Source organism: Salinisphaera sp. S4-8 (genome assembly GCF_040361235.1).
GTDB lineage: Bacteria > Pseudomonadota > Gammaproteobacteria > Nevskiales > Salinisphaeraceae > Salinisphaera.
On sequence record NZ_APNF01000007.1, the window covers coordinates 68415 to 85359 of the forward strand.

General features: G+C 62.2%; 11 protein-coding genes and 1 pseudogene. 9 read left to right on the forward strand and 3 right to left on the reverse strand.

Going from position 1 to position 16945, the window contains the following annotated elements:
* The first annotated feature begins 391 nt into the window (after positions 1-391).
* Positions 392-1945 carry an MmgE/PrpD family protein gene (locus S4A8_RS12185; protein ID WP_353220348.1) on the forward strand — a complete coding sequence of 518 codons (1554 nt, stop codon included), beginning with the start codon at positions 392-394 and terminating at the stop codon, positions 1943-1945.
* A 144-nt stretch (positions 1946-2089) separates the two neighbouring features.
* Here S4A8_RS12185 and S4A8_RS12190 read toward each other — a convergent pair whose 3' ends face one another.
* Entirely contained in the window at positions 2090-2620 is a 531-nt protein-coding gene (locus S4A8_RS12190; RefSeq protein ID WP_353220349.1) for a hypothetical protein, read from the reverse strand.
* A 1-nt stretch (position 2621) separates the two neighbouring features.
* On the reverse strand, positions 2622-2867 hold the full coding sequence (locus S4A8_RS12195; RefSeq protein WP_353220350.1) for a hypothetical protein: 246 nt from the start codon (positions 2865-2867) through the stop codon (positions 2622-2624).
* Positions 2868-3185: 318 nt separating this feature from the next.
* On the opposite strand from S4A8_RS12195, the gene S4A8_RS12200 reads away from it, so the two are divergent.
* From S4A8_RS12200 to S4A8_RS12235, 8 genes and pseudogenes are all read left to right on the forward strand, one after another.
* Positions 3186-4811, forward strand: a complete 1626-nt coding sequence (locus tag S4A8_RS12200) for an aspartate:alanine exchanger family transporter (protein ID WP_353220351.1) — start codon at positions 3186-3188, stop codon at positions 4809-4811.
* 81 nt (positions 4812-4892) lie between these two features.
* Entirely contained in the window at positions 4893-6314 is a 1422-nt protein-coding gene (locus S4A8_RS12205) for an NAD-dependent succinate-semialdehyde dehydrogenase (RefSeq protein ID WP_353220352.1), read from the forward strand.
* A 126-nt stretch (positions 6315-6440) separates the two neighbouring features.
* Positions 6441-6980 carry a DUF421 domain-containing protein gene (locus tag S4A8_RS12210; RefSeq protein ID WP_353176403.1) on the forward strand — a complete coding sequence of 180 codons (540 nt, stop codon included), beginning with the start codon at positions 6441-6443 and terminating at the stop codon, positions 6978-6980.
* A gap of 185 nt (positions 6981-7165) precedes the next feature.
* Positions 7166-7324 (forward strand): annotated as a pseudogene (locus S4A8_RS12215) (aldehyde dehydrogenase family protein); the annotation flags it as partial.
* A gap of 483 nt (positions 7325-7807) precedes the next feature.
* Positions 7808-9400, forward strand: a complete 1593-nt coding sequence (locus S4A8_RS12220; protein ID WP_353220353.1) for a PGAP1-like alpha/beta domain-containing protein — start codon at positions 7808-7810, stop codon at positions 9398-9400.
* Positions 9401-9518: 118 nt separating this feature from the next.
* Positions 9519-10880 carry a flavin monoamine oxidase family protein gene (locus S4A8_RS12225; RefSeq protein ID WP_353220354.1) on the forward strand — a complete coding sequence of 454 codons (1362 nt, stop codon included), beginning with the start codon at positions 9519-9521 and terminating at the stop codon, positions 10878-10880.
* Positions 10881-10985: 105 nt separating this feature from the next.
* Positions 10986-12902, forward strand: coding sequence for a hypothetical protein (locus S4A8_RS12230; RefSeq protein WP_353220355.1), 1917 nt, complete (start codon positions 10986-10988; stop codon positions 12900-12902).
* A gap of 40 nt (positions 12903-12942) precedes the next feature.
* Positions 12943-15024, forward strand: coding sequence for a bifunctional 2',3'-cyclic-nucleotide 2'-phosphodiesterase/3'-nucleotidase (locus tag S4A8_RS12235; protein WP_353220356.1), 2082 nt, complete (start codon positions 12943-12945; stop codon positions 15022-15024).
* A 687-nt stretch (positions 15025-15711) separates the two neighbouring features.
* Here S4A8_RS12235 and S4A8_RS12240 read toward each other — a convergent pair.
* Complete coding sequence (locus S4A8_RS12240; RefSeq protein WP_353220357.1) at positions 15712-16650, reverse strand: exopolyphosphatase; 939 nt, start codon at positions 16648-16650, stop codon at positions 15712-15714.
* Between the last annotated feature and the right edge of the window lie 295 nt (positions 16651-16945).

The following is a 16945-nucleotide window of genomic DNA, read 5'->3' on the forward strand; positions in this document are numbered from 1 at the left end:
CGTGTGACACCCCTCGTGCCAATAATTGTCATATACAATTAAAAGGGTAACAGGGCGTACCAGCGTCTGCTCGTTTGCGCGGCGCCACGACTCGCACAGCGAGCGTGCGTGTTATCGGATGACCGACGAGTAGCGGCCAGGCGCGCGACGGTTAACGCGCCAGGTTTGTCTTTACGATCAATAGCCTCTGCGCCTTGGTGGTCGTACTCGATCACCTCACCGTGCCTACGTATGGCAAGCCAGACGCTCAGCCCGGAATCGATGGATTGTGCCCGTCCGCTCGTTCTCGCCGCGCTTGTGGGCGTGGCCCATCGCCAAATCGTTTAACATCGGGCCCACGAAAAAGCCGCGCTGTGCCGGCGAGCCCGTTCAATCAGAAGGAATGTGTTGTATGACCGCTACGATCCACACCGTTGCCGTCGAGAAAACCAGCGGCGATCTGGCCCGCGAGCAGCAGCTGGCCTGGAAGCTGGCCGAGCTGGCCACGCGTGCGAAGGACGCGCCGCAGGACGACGAGGCCGTGGCGATGGCCAAGAACCGCATCATCGATAACGCTGCGATCGCGCTCGGCGCCGCCAACGAGCGTGCCGTGAAGGTCGCCCGCAGCGATGCGCAGGGCTCGAAGGGCACCGGCAAGGCCACCGTCTGGGGCTTGACCGACACCTTCGCGCCGGTGCCGGCCGCCTTTGCCAATGCGGTGGCCGTGCGTTTTCTGGATAACGACGACTGCTATCTGGCGGCCGAGTATTCGCATCCGGACGACAACATCTCGCCGATTATTGCCGTGGGCCAGCATATGGGTGTGTCCGGCGCGGATATCCTGCGCGGTATCGTGGTGGCCTATGAAGTGCATGTGGCGCTGGTGGGCACCGGCGACGGCACGGGCATTTGCCTGCACAAGCACAAGGTCGACCACATGACCCATATCGCCGCGGGCACCGCGGCCGGTCTGTCGTCCATGCTCGGGCTGACCACCGAGCAGACGTATCACGCGATCAACTTCGCGGTGCATAACGCCATTTCCTCGCGCCAGTCCCGCAAGGGCGATATCGGCGCCCAGAAGGAATTCGTGCCGGGCTTTTCGGCCGAGATTTCCATCAAGGCCGTCCACCACGCCATGCACGGGCTCAAGGGCCCGAACCCGGTCTACGAAGGCGTGGATTCCATCATCCGTCGGTTCCTGAACGGGCGCGATGACGAAAACGCCGTCTACAAGGTGGAGCTGGCCGAGCCGGGCGTGGACGGCCTGCGCAACATCATGAAGACCTATCCGAAGCAGTACGCCTTCGAATATCAGGGCCAGGCCATCATCGACCTGGCGCTGGAACTGCGCGCTCAGCTGCCCAAGAAAGGCGACGACATCGATCTCGATCAGATCGAGAAGATCGTGCTGGAAACCAGCCATCACACCCATCACGTGATTGGCACCGATGCCCAGGACCCGCAGAAGATCGACCCGGATTCGCCGCGCGGCACGCTGGATCACAGCATCATGTTCGCCATCGCCCGTTGTATTCAGGCCGGCGAGTTCCACAAGGACCGCGCTTACCAGATGACGCAGGCTGAAAAAGACGAACTGCGTGCGCTGATGGCCCGTATCGAAACCCAGTTCGACCAGCGCTGGGAAGACCTCTACCACGACCAGGATCCGAACGTGCAGGCCTACGGCGGGCGCATGATCATCACCCTGGCCGACGGCAGCGAAGTGGCCGACGAAAAGACCCGTGCCAACGCCCACCCCGGCGGCGACACGCCCTGGCAGCGCCCGGACTACGAAGCCAAGCTGGCCGACTACACCAAGGATCTGGTATCGGATGGCGAGCGTGCCCGCTTCATCGAGGCCGTGAACGGCATGGACTCGATCAGCGGCGACGAACTGGCCACGATCAACCTCGTGGTGGATGCCGGCACGCTGGAAACGCCGGATACGCAGGGTATTTACTAGCGCTGGTTTTATCGCGGCTTTGCCGCGAAGTACCACGGCCCCGGCGCCTTTGGCGTCGGGGCCTTTTTATGTCTGAAGTGCGGGATCGGAAGCGTTTACTGCGCCGTTTCGCAATTGAATCGGGCTCGTCGGCATGGCGCTGTCTTACTGTCCAGATTGATGAGATTTCGGATTATAGAAATCACTCGCGGGACGCACGATGTACCCACACTGACCCTGATCAGTCCGAATTATCCAGACGATTTCGTCCCCGCGTGGATACGTGAGGCTGATAGTCGTTCGCTTAAGACCGCCTGCTTGTCGAATCCACGCCTTCGTGTCTCCACTGATCGCATTGCTTCTGAGCAAGTTTCTTTCTTGCTTGAGTAGAGACCGATATATCAGCCCCAGCGCGACTTCGTGATCCATCGTGTCGGCAATACGCTCGAACTCCGATTCGCTTTTTAGCTCGAAGCCGATAAATATCGCGTTGGCGTCATCCTGTATCCAGACCGAGGATATGCATATCTCGTCTGGGCCGAAGGTCAAGTCGAAGTCTCCACCGCAGGTGAGCGCGAATTTCAGATCTTCGCCAATACGATGTAGTTCGGCTTCGTCGTAGTCGCGAGAAACCGCGATAGAAGGCACAAGCAACAGGGCCAGAATAGCGAGCGCGAGTCCCGCGAGTTTGTTCATATCATTTAGTAGGCGGTGACGAGGGAATGATCAACCAGCTTGCGTAAAAGACGCCGCGTCGCAGTTTGCGGGAGTAGGCGCGCTTAGGCTTTTTATATATTACGGCGCGGATATTTCCTGTGGCGTATTTGGGCTTGTGCTGCCCGAGCCGTGTGACCTGTTTTAATGGCCTATTATCTACGCGGCCAAGACCGTTGAGACGTTTCGATGCCAACTTTTTTTCACGGAATGTAATCAGCGATTCCATGGGCTAGCGCCCTGTATTCGCAGGAGCTCTGTGCACAAAGACTGCGGCTAGGCGTTTTATCGGCACGCTCACCCGCGCCGTTGCACGCCTGCGGCCGTGTTTCGTCTAAGCCAGGCCTGCGCCGGCATGGCAGGCGCTGGCCAAATAGCACATAGCCTGTCCGTCGTGATCGCAACGATAAGATGCGCCGGCGCGAGTCGGTGAGCGCGGGGCAGATCCGATCCCTCGGCGTACTGCCCGCTAACTGCGCGCAAGCATTGCGAAATATCCCCGACGCTGTAAATATCTACGGCTCTACATGGGCCTTGGGAGCGGCGGATGGGCGAAGTCGACACTTTGATTCCGATTGAGATCTTTTTTCGTCAATCGGAGCTGGTGGTCACTTTCCTCATCATTCTCGTGGGCATCGCCTTCGGGAACCTCACTATCAAGGGGGTTGGTTTCGGCTCCAGTGGCGTACTCATTGCCGCGATGGTGGCCGGTTATTTCTTTCAGTTCGAGCCGGTGCCCATCCTGCAGAACCTGGGCATCGTGCTGTTTCTGCTGTGTGTCGGTCTGGAGGCCGGGCCGAGTTTCTTTCGTGCCTTCAAGCAGTACGGCCGGCGCTTCATCTCCAATGTGCTCGTGTTGTTGCTCATCTCCTGGGTGAATACGGTCGCGATCATTTTCCTGAGCGGTATTCCGATCGGGCTGGGGCTCGGTCTGTTCGCGGGTGCTTTCACCTCCAGCCCGGCCTTGATCAGCGCCTTGCAGTTCAGCCCGGACGAGCAGGTGATCTTCGGCTACGGCGTGGCCTATCCGTTCGGCCTGATCGGGGTGATTCTGTTCATATCGATCGCGGTGCGTTTGTTACGCGGCAAGATGGAGGCCGAGATTCAGGGCCACAGCCGGCTGCACACGGCAGTATTCAAGCTCGAAAACGAAGCCTTGCACGGTCGGCTGATTCGCGATGTGGCCCAGTTTCGGACCCACGATGTGGTGGTATCGGGCTTGTTGCGTGATTTGTCCGTGCAGCCGGCGAGCGGCAGTACGGTGTTGCAAACCGGCGATCTGCTGCGCCTGGAAGGCCTGCCCGAGAACGTCGCGGCGGCCGGCGTGGACATCGGCGAGGAAGTGCACGAATCTTTCGATGGTCAGGCCGAGCTTGATACCCGCTCGATCGTGGTCGAGAACACGTCGGTGATCAATCGCTCGCTGCGCGATCTGGGCCTGCAACTGCGATTCAATGCGACGTTGACCCGGATCATCCGTGCCGATGTCGAATTCGTGCCGTCGGAGGATCAGGCGCTGGCCGATGGCGATGTCGTGGTCGCGGTGGGCTCGCCGTATCAGCTGGATCAGGTCGAACAGTTTCTAGGCCACGAACACCACACGGTGCAGCGGCGGGTGGATATCGGCTCGCTGGCGGCGGTGCTGTTTCTGGCCTTTGCGATCGGCGGGATCGTGGTGCCGCTACCGGGGTTGGGGCCGTTTTCGCTCGGGATTGCCGGCGGGGCGCTGGTGGCCGGACTGATTTTTGGCCACTTCGGGCGAATCGGCAATTTCATCGGCCGTTTCCCGCGTAACGCCACGCTGGTCCTCAAGGAGCTGGGCCTGGCGCTGTTCTTCGTCCAGGTCGGGCTGGAAACCGGCCAGAGCTTTGTCGAGTCACTGGATATTCAGGCGATCTACTACGCCTTCTATGCTTTGCTGTTCGCGGTCGTGCCGATGGCGGGCAGCTTTCTGGTGGGCCACTATCTGCTCAAGATCCCGGTCAGCGAATGCTTTGGCGTGATCTGCGGCGGCATGACCTTCACCCCGGGCCTCGACATCATCCACCAGGTGGATAAATCGGAGCGGCCGATCGTGGCGTATTCCTCGGTCTATCCGGTAGCGCTGATTCTTGTCATAGCGCTCGTGCAGGGCATGCATCTGCTGCTGGTCAGTCTCGGCGTGGCGCTCTAGAGTGTCGTGCAAGCACATGAACGAAAAAACATAATTCATATGTCCGCAAGCGCGGGCGGTCCCATTTCCTTGGAGTAAGCGATGTTCATCAACGGCGAATGGCTCGATGGCCGGCCGACGTTTGCGGTCACCAACCCGGCCACCGGCGAGACGATCGATACGGTGCCGGACTGCAACCAAGCGGATATCGAGGCCGCGATCGAGGCCGCCCACACGGCGTTTGCCAGCTGGCGGGCGACCACGGCCTATCACCGTTCCGAGCTGCTGTATCGCGCCTGGCAGTTGATGAACGAGCGCAAGCGAGAGCTGGCCGAACTGATGACCCGCGAGCAGGGCAAGCCGCTCAAGGCATCGCTGGCCGAAGTGGGCTACGGAGCGGATTTTCTGCTCTGGTTCGCCGAAGAAGCCAAGCGGGTCTATGGTCAACTCGTGCCCTCGGCGCGCGAGAACCAGCGCTTCATGGTGCGGCGCGATCCGGTCGGTGTGGTCGGCGCAATCACGCCCTGGAACTATCCCATCTCCATGATCACACGCAAGCTGGGCCCCGCGCTGGCGGCGGGTTGTACCGTGGTGCTCAAGCCGGCCGAGAGCACGCCGCTGTGTGCCAAGGCCATGTTCGAGATCTTCGAAGCGGCGGGCTTTCCCAAAGGTGTGGTCAATCTGCTGACTGTGTCGGATCCCACCGCGACCGGCCAGGCGTTTTGTAGCGATGCCCGGGTGCGCAAGCTCACCTTCACCGGTTCGACTGCAGTGGGGCGAAAGCTCAACGCCGAGGCCGCCTTGCACTTGAAGCGTGTGTCCATGGAGCTGGGCGGCCATGCGCCCGCACTGGTGTTCCCCGATGCCGATCCGGTACACGCCGCCAAGGGCCTGTCGCTGGTGAAGTTTCTCAACATGGGTCAGGCCTGTATCAGCCCGAACCGTATCTATGTGCACGAAGATCATGGCGAGGCGTTTCTGGGCGAACTCACTCGCCGTGTTGCGCGCCTGCGGGTGGGCAATGGCATGGAAGAGGGCATTGGCATCGGCCCGCTGATCAATGAGGCCGCGGTCGACAAGATCGATGCCCAGGTACAGGACGCCGTGGACCAGGGCGCGACGGTCGTGCACGGCGGCACGCGCATGCGTGAGGGCGCGCTGGCGTCCGGGCATTTCTATGCGCCGACGATTCTGGCCGGTGTGACCCCCGAGATGCAGATCTATCGCGAAGAAACCTTCGGCCCGATCGCACCGGTTATCACCTATCGCGACACCGATGATCTGATCGCGCTGGCCAACGATACGGCCTATGGCCTCGCGGCCTATGTCTACAGCGAAAACCTCTCCACTGCCATGCGTGCGTTCGAAGGCCTGGACTTCGGCATTATCGGCATTAACGATATCAACCCCACCAGCGCGGCCGCGCCTTTCGGCGGCATGAAAGACAGCGGCATGGGTCGCGAGGGTGCCCAGGAAGGCATTGCCGAATATCTCGAAACCAAGACCGCCGGCCTGGTGGTCTGAGCGTCGGAGCCGTAGCCCGGACGTCGCCAACCGAATCGCTTAGACGGGTAATCGGCTTGTGCTTTCTACCTCGGGGAAGGTGGCGTACGCTGCGCCGCCCTCCCAATGGTTATACGGGTAGAAGATATGGCGTATGAATGGTTTGTGGCCTCACCGCAGGCGCTGCTGTGGGTGTTTTGCAGCACCCTCGCGATGTATGCGGCGGTCCTGGTTTTCGTACGCGTGGCCGGTGTACGCAGTTTTGCCGAAATGTCGACGTTCGACGTGGCGATCATGGTGGCGATCGGCTCGACCATTGCGACCACGATCGTGGCCAAGACCCCCTCGCTGATGGCAGGCGCGTTCGCGCTGCTGCTGCTCTACGGCTTTCAGCTCGTGGTATCGCGCTGGCGCACGCGCATGACGGCGGTCGAAAGCGCCGTCGACAACCGGCCGATACGGCTCATGGGCGAGGGCGGTCGCATGCTTGCTGAAAACATGCGCGTGGCGCGGGTCACCGAAGACGATCTGCGCCGTATCGTGCGCAGCGCCAACATCGTCGACTACACCACGATCCAGGCGGTGATCATGGAAGGTACCGGCAGCGTAAACGTGCTGCATGGCCATGGCGAAGCCCTCGCCGAGGATGCCTGGGTGCTCGATAACGTGCGTGACTACTCGGCGTAGCGCGGGCACGGTCTAGAAGAATCGTCAGAGCCTAGAACGTTGCCAAAGCCTGAGAGATAGAACCCGGCGGCTGTTCTTCGGGAATGGCCGATCGCGGCCTGGCGTGTGCTTCGATACCGGGTTCGGTTGGGTCCGGGCTGCGTTCGAAGCGCTGGCCGTCCTCCTGCGCTGCGGCCCGGTTGGAAATGCGTGCCTTCGAAGGCCTCGACTTCGGCATTAACGATATCAACCCCACCAGCGCGGCCGCGCCTTTCGGCGGCATGAAAGATAGCGGTATGGGCCGCGAGGGCGCCCAGGAAGGCATCGCCGAATATCTCGAAACCAAGACGGCCGGCATCGTCGTCTGGCCGGCACGTGCTCGGGCGCCGCGTGTGGAACGTCTGACCCGCGCGCTCGCGCAACGCCTTACATGCGTGGGTGCAGGCGTTAGGGCCGGCCCGACGTCATGGGCGAGAGCGTGTGCGCGGTCGGCGGCCCAGCCAAGCGCATGGTGCACGGCCTGGGCCACCGTACTAAGGCGTTGATCCCGCACGCCGATTTGGATCGCGGCTGGCGCCATCGGCTAGTCAGCGGTGCGCGCACTGGCTGGTCAGCGTGCAGTAATGGCGCGTGGCTATATCGAAGCGCCTAATTCTGTCTATTCGACCAATTACCAGTGCGTGAAAAAGCCGCTGTTTCGCAGCGGCTTTTTCAATGAGCACCGGGAAGTCGATTCAATCAGCCCGCTACGGCGATTGGCGATCGGCGTAGCTTTATTTCCAAAGTGCCGGGGCGTCGCGCCGGCCGGGTGGGCAGGGCGTGATTGGACAGCGTGTCAGGGGTGGGCTATGTCGTCGAATTCGAAGCATCCGTATCATCCGATTATCTATGTGCGCGGTTTTGCCGCTACCCAGGGCGAAATCGAAGATACCGTGGCCGACCCGTATATGGGTTTCAATATCGGCTCCACCAAGGCCCGCGTGGCCTGGACCGGCGACGTCAAACGCTTTTATTTCGAATCGCCGCTCGTGCGGCTGATGAGCGATCACAAGTATCAGGACGTATTCGTCGAAGGCGACGATCTGGTGGCCGCCGAACACAGCCGGCTGCCGATTCCCTATCAGTGCATCGTCATCTATCGCTATTACGACGAAGCCTCGCAGGATTTCGGCGATGCCAGCGTTACGCCGCCGATCGAGCATTTCGCTCGCGGTCTGGACCGGCTGATTCTGCGTCTGCGTGACAAGGTCTGTGCGAATCCCGACAACGGTGTGGCCCCGGATGATTTTCGGGTGTATCTGGTCGCGCATTCCATGGGCGGGCTGGTCTGTCGTGCGTTTCTGCAAAACCCGCAACTGGGCTCGGCGCCCGCGCGACAAGCTGTCGACAAGTTCTTTACCTATGCCACGCCGCATAACGGGATCGATCTGCGCATCGTGCGCAATGTGCCCGGCTGGTTTTCCTTTGGCGACGTGAACAACTTCAACCGCAAGCGCATGGCCGACTATCTGGCCCTGCCCGAAGGCCCGGATGTGTCGCGGGTGGTGAATTTTCCGGCCGATCGCGTGTTCAACCTCGTGGGCACGAACGCCCGCGACTATACGGCGGTGCGTGGGCTGTCGGCCTGGGCTGCCGGTGAGGCCAGTGACGGGCTGGTGCGTATCGATAACGCGACCACGCATGGCGCCGATGCCGACGGCAACGAGGTCGGCTCGCCACGGGCGTTCGTCAATCGCAGCCATTCCGGCTACTACGGCATCGTCAATTCCGAAGAGGGCTACCAGAACCTTACCCGGTTTCTGTTCGGCGGCATGCGCGTGGATGGCCATCTCGATATCGATGCGATCACGCTGCCCGCCGAGGTGCAGAAAGAATTCGAGGCCGGGCACAAGGTCCGGGCGTCCTACCAGTTCGAGATCGTGGTGACGCTGCGGGGCTGCCAGTGGGAGATGACCCGCCGTATGGCACGTGAACAGTCGGCGATTTTTCGTACCTACGATGCGCTGTTTCCGGCCGACGCGAATGGCCGGCGCACGCCCGACCGGCGCCAGAGCCCGCATCTGTTCTCTGCGTTTCTCGATCCCGACAAGAGCGTGAAAGCCTCGAAATCGATCAGCTTCGGCTTCGATCTGAAAGTGCTGGTACCGGATTATGAAGTCGATGGCATTGCTTTTCTGAATCGCCACTACGAAGGTGGCTTCATCTATCGCGATCTCATTCTCGTGGAAGCGATACCCGATAAGGACGCGCCCAGCGGCTGGCGGGCGAAATACGGTTTCCAGAGCACCAATCCCGGCAAGCCCGGTATCAGCGCGACCGGACGCGATATCAACCAGGCCGAAAACAACCCCGACGGCCTGCGTTTCGAGATCCCGATCGAGCAGAGTGCCCAGCCGGGTATTCAGGGGCGTCTGCGTATCGAAGCCCGTCGCTGGCGCTAGCCGCGTGTAGATGAGGTGGCAGGGCAGGCGAGAAAGAGGCGGAACGCGAGGGTGGCGCTTTTCGGTTCGCCCGGACAAGCGCGTAGGCTGTACCCAGATATGACGCTGGAAATGCCTGTTGCGTGACGGTGAACTGCTCGATGCGCTGGTGGTGGGCGCCGGCTTTTCCGGGCTGACGGCCGCTCGCCGGCTGGCCGCGGCCGGTCAGAGCGTGCGCGTGCTCGAGGCGCGCGATGTCGTGGGGGGCCGCGTACGCGCTGCACGATTGGCTGCACGCACGGTCGACGTGGGCGGCCAGTGGGTGGGCGCCGGCCACGAACGGCTCGTGGCCCTGGCGGGCGAGGCGGGGGCGACGCTCGTGGCCCAATACGATCAGGGCAAGCATCTGCTGCAGATCGGCGACCGGCTGCGGCGTTTTTCCGGTGTGATTCCGCCGGCCTCGCCACTGGCCCTGGCGGAAACGGCGCTGGCGATGCAGCGTATCGAATGGCTCAAACGCGGCGTTCGTGCCGACGCACCCTGGCAGCACGCCCGTGCCGAACGCCTGGATGCATTGACGCTGGATCAGTGGCGTCGGCGCTGGGTGCGCTCGGCCGGCGCGCGGGCGCTGTTCGATGCCGCCGCGCGGGCGATCTTCTGTGTGGAGCCGGCACAGATTTCCATGTTGGGTTTTCTGCAATACCTGCGTGCCAATCGTAGTCTCGATTATCTGGTGGGCACCACCGGCGGCGCGCAGGCGTTCATCGTCGATGGCGGCATGCAGCAACTGGCGCGCTGGCTGGCCGATACGCTCGGCGAAGTCGTGCAGACCGGCGCCGAAGTCGTCGCCATCACCCAGCAGGACGATCGCGTCTCGGTTCGTCTGTCAGACGGCCGCGGCTATCACGCCCGTCGGCTGATCATGGCGCTGGCGCCCTCGGCAACGGCGGCGATGACCATCACGCCAGCCTGCGCTGAACGTATCCAGTTGGCGCAGGGCTTGCCGATGGGCTCGGTCATCAAGTGTGTAATTGCCTATCCGCGTGCGTTCTGGCGCGAGGCCGGGCTGTCGGGCGAACTGGTGAGCAATCGATCGCCGTTGTCGCCCGTGTTCGATGCCAGCCCGGCCGATGAAAGCATGGGCGTGCTCGCCGGTTTCGTGGCCGGGCGTCTCGCCACGCAGTACAGCGGCGATGATACCGCGCGCCGCGATGCCGTACTTGCAGGGCTGGCGAACGCGTTCGGCCCGGCGGCGGCAAAGCCGCTGGACTATGTCGACTATGACTGGACGACGGCCCCCTACAGTCACGGCTGCTATGTAGGCGTACCTACGCCCGGCACGCTCAGCCGGCTCGGGCCTGCCTTCCGGCGGCCGACCGGGCGTATCCATTGGGCCGGCACCGAAACCGCGACCGAATGGACCGGGTATATCGAAGGTGCGCTGGAATCCGGCGAACGTGCGGCCGCCGAGGTCGACGCCGCGTTGCGTACCGCCCACTGATCCAGTGCGTTTGTCCAAGCCGCCGCCCGAAACCGCGATCGGCTACACATAAAAAATTCATATTCGGCTGCTAGCGTCCCAGGCTCGACACGCAGGGGGAACGCCATGAAAAGCCGATGGATTCGTAGCGCGCTGGCCATAGCCGCGTGTTCGCTGGCCTATGTCAGTAGCGCCAATGCCGCGCCCTATGGCTGGAACTACCCGGCACCGATCAAGACACCGAGCGCGGCTGCCGACAACGGCAAGACGGTGCTGTTCGATGTCTCCCACGGGGCCACCCAGGGCAATGCCGACTGGGTGCTCGACGGCGGCTTTTCAGACTTTGCCGATGCGCTGGTGGCACGTGGCTATACCGTGGGCGAATACCGCGGCGTCGACAAGAACGACAACGGCATCATCGATTTCGTCGACGACTACAGCAGCCCGAGCCAGTCGGCGACCGACGCCAACGAGGCTGTCATCACCTATGCCGGCATTCGTCAGGCCAGCGTGCTGGTACTGGCCGAAAGCAACCGCCCCTTCACCCAGGCAGAACAGGACGCACTCGAGCGCTTCGTGTCCGAGGGCGGCGGCATCTATTTCATTGCCGATCGCTACAACGCCGATCGCAATCTGAACACCTGGGATGCCACCGAGGTGTTCAACGGCTACAACCGCTCGGACCTCACCCGCTATAACAAGGGCGGCGCCTACGGCGATCTGCGCAACCCGGGTGCGGCGGATGCCGGCTGGCTGGCCGAAATCTTCGGCGTACGCTATCGCTTCAACGGCATCGACTGGAAATCCGGTGTCAGCGGCATCGAAGATCCGGCAGCCGTCGAGGGACTGACCGAAGGCGTGGAGCCGGTCCTCATGGCCGGCGGGGCCACACTGGCGATCGTGGATGCGAGCCGCGCCAAGGGGCTGGTGTACTTCTCGCCCAGCGACAGCCCCGAGAAGTGGGGCCCGGCGGTCGATCGGGGCGTGTATTTCGGCGGCCGCGAGGAAGGCCCCTACGTCGCCATCGCCAAGGCCGGGCAGGGCAAGGCCGCCTTCATCGGCGATTCCAGCCCCATCGAGGACGACACGCCACGCTATCGCCGTGAAGAGAACGGCAACGACAAGAGCACCTACCCAGGCTGGACCGACAGCGGCAACGCCGCCCGGCTGTCGACACAGATCGTCGACTGGCTGGCCACGCCGGAAAGCTATACGCAGTTCGCCAGCGCCGAGCATCCGGCCGGCGAGGCCACGCCTACGCCCATGGCCGACGTGGAGAAATCCGCCCCCGACAATGGTTCGCCCTGGCGCCAGCCCGATAGCGGCTACGATCCGTTCGACCCGGCCACCTTTGCCGACGGTGCCTACGGTGCGCCGCAGCCGGTGGGTGGCGGTACGTCCTCGCCCGACCCGGATAGCGGCGACGCGGTATCGGTGCGCGAGGCGCTGGCCTCCAGCGAAGGCACCACGCTGACGGCGATCGGGCGTATCACCCGAGCGGTCAACGATCAGTACGCGCTGGAAATGGCCGATCTCGACGACGACTCCGAGCGGATCTACGTCAAGCTCGAGGCCGGCGATCGCGAGCGCTTCAGCCCCCAGAACGATCCGTCGCTCGTCGGCAAGACGCTGCGCGTGACCGGCACCCGCGACGTCTATATCGATGGGCCGAGCCTGGAATCCACCCGCGATCTGGAAATCGTCGATGCCTCGGCCGGCAATGACGCCGGCGAATGCGGCGACGACAACGGCGTGTCGGTGGCCACGGCTCGGGCCGCCTCGAACGGCACCTCGCTGGATGTCGTCGGCCGGGTCATCGAAGGCGTGAACGACCCGTACGCGATGCGCCTGGGCGATCTCGCCGGTAGCGCCACCATTGTGGTCAAGCTCGAATCCGACCAGCGCGGCATGTACAGCCCGGCCAACAACCCCGGCATCGTCGACGAAACCGTCTCCGTGCGTGGCGGCCAGCGCGACGAATATGCCGGCGAGGCCAGCATCGAGTCGGTGGACTCGCTGGCGATCGTTCAGTGCGGCAACTGATCCGCCTTTTATCTACAACTCATATCCCGCGGTTTTCATCATGACTTTTATGCAACGTATGCCCCTGCTGTCGAAAAGCATGCTGGTTTTCAGTGCGCTCGCCCTGGGGGCCGCCCTGAGCGGCTGTAGCGACGACAACAACGACGACACGAGTGCCAACGATAACAGCGACTCGGATTCGCCGGCCGCACAGACGGCGACCGTGGATTTCCGCGTGATGGAAACCACCGATATCCACGCCAACGTCAACGACTACAACTACTACAACGATACGCCGGACCCCGGCATCGGCCTGGTGCGTACCGCCACCCTCGTGCATCAGGCCCGCGAGGAAATGGACGTCACCGGCAACACCATGCTCGTCGACAACGGCGATCTCATCCAGGGCAGCCCGATGGGCGACTGGCGTGCCGCTGAAGGCTTGGCCAAGGGCGAGGTGCACCCGGTCTATACGGCGATGAATACGCTCGACTATGTCGTCGCGAACTACGGCAATCATGAGTTCAATTACGGGCTGGACTATCTGGCCAACGCCGTCGACGATGCCAATTTCGGCTATATCAGCGCCAACATCTTCAAGGACGACGGCGACAACAATCCCGACAACGACGTGCCGTACTTTTCGCCCTACAAGCTGGTCACGCAGTCGTTGACCGACCGCGAGGGCCACCAGCACGAGATCACCGTCGGCTTTATCGGCTTCGTGCCGCCGCAGATCATGCAGTGGGATCGTTCCAATCTGGAAGGCACGGTCATCACCAAGGACATCAAGGCCATGGCCGAGCGCTATGTGCCCGAAATGAAAGAGAAAGGCGCCGATCTGGTAGTAGCCATCGCCCATTCCGGCGTGAATACCGAAGACTACGACCCGGCCAAGCGTGCCGAGAACAGCAGCTGGTATCTCGCCGATGTGAAAGGTATCGACGCCATCCTGATGGGCCACGCGCATCTGGTGTTTCCCGGTTCGGCATTTGCCGATACGCCGGGCGTCGATCTGGAGCGTGGCACCATCAAGGGCGTACCCGCGGTCATGCCCGGTTTCTGGGGCGATCATCTGGGCATCGTGGACTTCACGCTCAACTACGAGCCCGATACCGAGACCTGGCGCGTGGCCGATGCCAAAGCCATCGCACGGCCGATTTTCGCTGACGGCAAATCGCTGGTCGAGGCCGACGGCACCATCAAGGCGCTCATCGCCAGCGACGACCAGGCCACCCGCGACTACATGAGCCAGCCACTGGGCGAATCCACCGACGATATCTTCAGCTTCCTGGCGCTGGTCAAGGACGATCCGTCGGTACAGATCGTGGCCGACGCCCAGAAGGCCTATGTCGAAAATCTGATCAAGGGCGATGTCAATCTGCAGGATCTGCCCGTGCTCTCGGCCGCGGCGCCCTTCAAGGCCTGCGACCGGAACGGCATCTGTGCCAACGAAAGCGATTTCACCACCGTGCCCGCCGGTGACCTGACGCTGCGAAACGCCGCCGACCTGTATCTCTACCCGAATACGCTCGTCGCGGTGAAGGTCGACGGCAGTGAACTCAAGGGCTGGTTGGAATGTTCGGCCTCGCAGTTCTACCAGGTCGACCCCGACTCGAGCGAAGCTCAGCCGCTGGTCAACTACACCGGCTTTCCCACCTATAACTTCGACGTGATCGACGGCGTGACCTACCAGATCGACGTCACTCAGCCGCCGCGTTTCGACCGCAGCTGCCAGGTGATCAACGAAGACGCCAGCCGTATTCGCGACCTCACCTATAACGGCCAGCCGGTCGCCGACGACCAGGAATTCATCGTGGCGACCAACAACTATCGCGCCAATGGCGGCCAATTCCCCGGCACCGGCCCCGATCACATCGTGATCAATTCACCGGATGCCAACCGTACGATTCTGGCCGACTACATCCGCGACAATACGCCGGTGACGCCGACCGCGGATGGCAACTGGCGGTTTGCCCCGATTCAGAGCGGCGTGGACCTGACGCTAACCTTCCGCGTGCCGAATACCGATCGGGCCCGTAACTTCGTGGCCGAACAATCCATGGCCAGCGACAGTTTCGATGCCCGTTTTCTGCGTGTGAACGACGACGATGAGCGGGTTTACGAGCTGAACCTGCAATAGGCCAGCCCGCCCGAGCCCGCTGCCCGACGTGTTCGGGTAGCGGGTTTTTTCGTTGAGGCGGCGTTCGGCTGCTGCCCGGTTCCTGCTGCGATCGTGTGTGCCGCATGGTGTGCAAACAGGCATATACTCATTCGTGCGGTTGCAGTCGGCGCCAGGGCGCGGGCAACCGCCGGCTGGCGTGACCGCGCCCCGCGCGGCCTGCGATACGATCGCCACGCCAGCCGCCATTGCCATCGCATGAACAGCCAGGAGCAACGGACATGAGTAAGGGAATGGATCGCAAGAAACAGGGCAAGAAAGCGCCCACGCGTACCCTCAAGGAAAAGCGCGCGGAAAAAGCCGCCAAAGCCGAGGCCAGAAAAACGGTCTAGCCTGAAGCGACGCTCGGACACGGCCATCAACGGCGCGTGTTCGAGCGTTTTGACCGACGCCACTGTTGCGCGCCGGCGGCTAGCGCCCGCTGGCTAACGCGTGCGTGGCCAGTAGGGTAAAGGCCGCCGCGCAATCTGTCTTTCGCCCTATTCGCGTGTCTTCGCGTTCATTGGTGGACAACCTGCCTGCTTGAGCGCAGCCAACCGAGCTTGAGGCATAGTCAAGATCGGTTTTCGTGCCGTCGCGAGGACTGGGCGCGGGACATGCGTACGCGACGGCCCGAGGCGGAAACCACGCCCCGGGCCGGGCGCCGTATCAGCCGTCGGCGGTAATTCGCTCGATGAGTTCCTGGCAGACCTGGTCGGCACGGGCGTTGTCGACCTGACAGGTGCCGGCTGCGGCATGGCCACCGCCGCCGTACTCCAGCATCAGCTTGCCGACATCGGTACGCGAGGATTTGTCGAAGATGCTCTTGCCCACGGCAAACACGGTGTTCTGCTGGCGGAAACCCCACATGACATGCATGGAGATGTTGGTTTCGGGGAACAGGGCATAGATAATGAAGCGATTGCCGGCCCAGATGGTGTCTTCGTCGCGTAGATCGAGTACGACGAGATTGTCGTGCACGCTTGCGCAGCGTTCGACCTGTGCCTGGAATTTTTCCTGTTGCTCGAAATAGAGCTCCGTGCGTTCCTTGACGTCCGGCAGAGCGAGTACGTCTTCGACCGGGTGATCGAGACAGTAGTCGATCAGCTCCATCATCAGCTGATAGTTGCTGATACGGAATTCGCGAAACCGGCCCAGACCGGTACGCGCGTCCATGATGAAGTTCATGAGATCCCAGCCCTGTGGGTCCAGAACCTGGTCCTTGGTGAAGTTGGCCGAGTCGCCACGGTCGACTGCTTCCATCATCTCTTCCGAGATACGCGGAAAGCGTTCCTGACCGCCGTAATAGTCGTAGACGACGCGTGCCGCCGAGGGCGCTTTCGGATCGATAATGTGGTTATCACGTGCGCCCACGCGCAGGGTTTCCGACGAGTGGTGATCGAAGGCCAGATGCACGCCTTCGACATACGGCAGGTTGGTGGTGATATCGCGATCGCTGATCTCGATCTTGCCGTCCTGCATGTCCTTGGGGTGGACGAACTTGATCTCGTCGATCAGCGCCAGTTCCTTCAGAAGCATGGCGCATACGAGACCGTCGAAGTCGCTACGGGTGACAAGACGGTAGGGGTGATCGGCGGTGGTAGTCATATTTGGAATTCCAGCGGAGCAGGTCGGTCAAACGGCAGGCGTGGCTGCGGCGTCTCGGGACGCGCAGCGGCCTGGGTCGCGGCTTTATTAAGGAAGCTCTGCATAACCTCTCGCGGTTCGCGTTCGAGTCCTCAAATGCGTTGCGACAAGGCGTCCGAGCGCAGCGCCTGCCTCATTGGCAGGTCAAGCTCGGCAACGCAGTCGCAGCGCATTTGAGGCCGAACCCCTTCGGGGCCGGGGCTTTGTGCGCGCTTGATCGGCGTCAGTGTTCGCTACCGTGCAACGAGCACGCTAC

Bases quoted from the DNA above. Each gene is read 5' to 3' on its own strand.
- S4A8_RS12240 (WP_353220357.1), bottom strand. From the start codon at position 16,650: ATGACTACCACCGCCGATCACCCCTACCGTCTTGTCACCCGTAGCGAC.
- S4A8_RS12220 (WP_353220353.1), top strand. From the start codon at position 7,808: ATGTCGTCGAATTCGAAGCATCCGTATCATCCGATTATCTATGTGCGC.
- S4A8_RS12185 (WP_353220348.1), top strand. From the start codon at position 392: ATGACCGCTACGATCCACACCGTTGCCGTCGAGAAAACCAGCGGCGAT.
- S4A8_RS12205 (WP_353220352.1), top strand. From the start codon at position 4,893: ATGTTCATCAACGGCGAATGGCTCGATGGCCGGCCGACGTTTGCGGTC.
- S4A8_RS12190 (WP_353220349.1), bottom strand. From the start codon at position 2,620: ATGAACAAACTCGCGGGACTCGCGCTCGCTATTCTGGCCCTGTTGCTT.
- S4A8_RS12235 (WP_353220356.1), top strand. From the start codon at position 12,943: ATGACTTTTATGCAACGTATGCCCCTGCTGTCGAAAAGCATGCTGGTT.
- S4A8_RS12200 (WP_353220351.1), top strand. From the start codon at position 3,186: ATGGGCGAAGTCGACACTTTGATTCCGATTGAGATCTTTTTTCGTCAA.
- S4A8_RS12230 (WP_353220355.1), top strand. From the start codon at position 10,986: ATGAAAAGCCGATGGATTCGTAGCGCGCTGGCCATAGCCGCGTGTTCG.
- S4A8_RS12195 (WP_353220350.1), bottom strand. From the start codon at position 2,867: ATGGAATCGCTGATTACATTCCGTGAAAAAAAGTTGGCATCGAAACGT.
- S4A8_RS12210 (WP_353176403.1), top strand. From the start codon at position 6,441: ATGGCGTATGAATGGTTTGTGGCCTCACCGCAGGCGCTGCTGTGGGTG.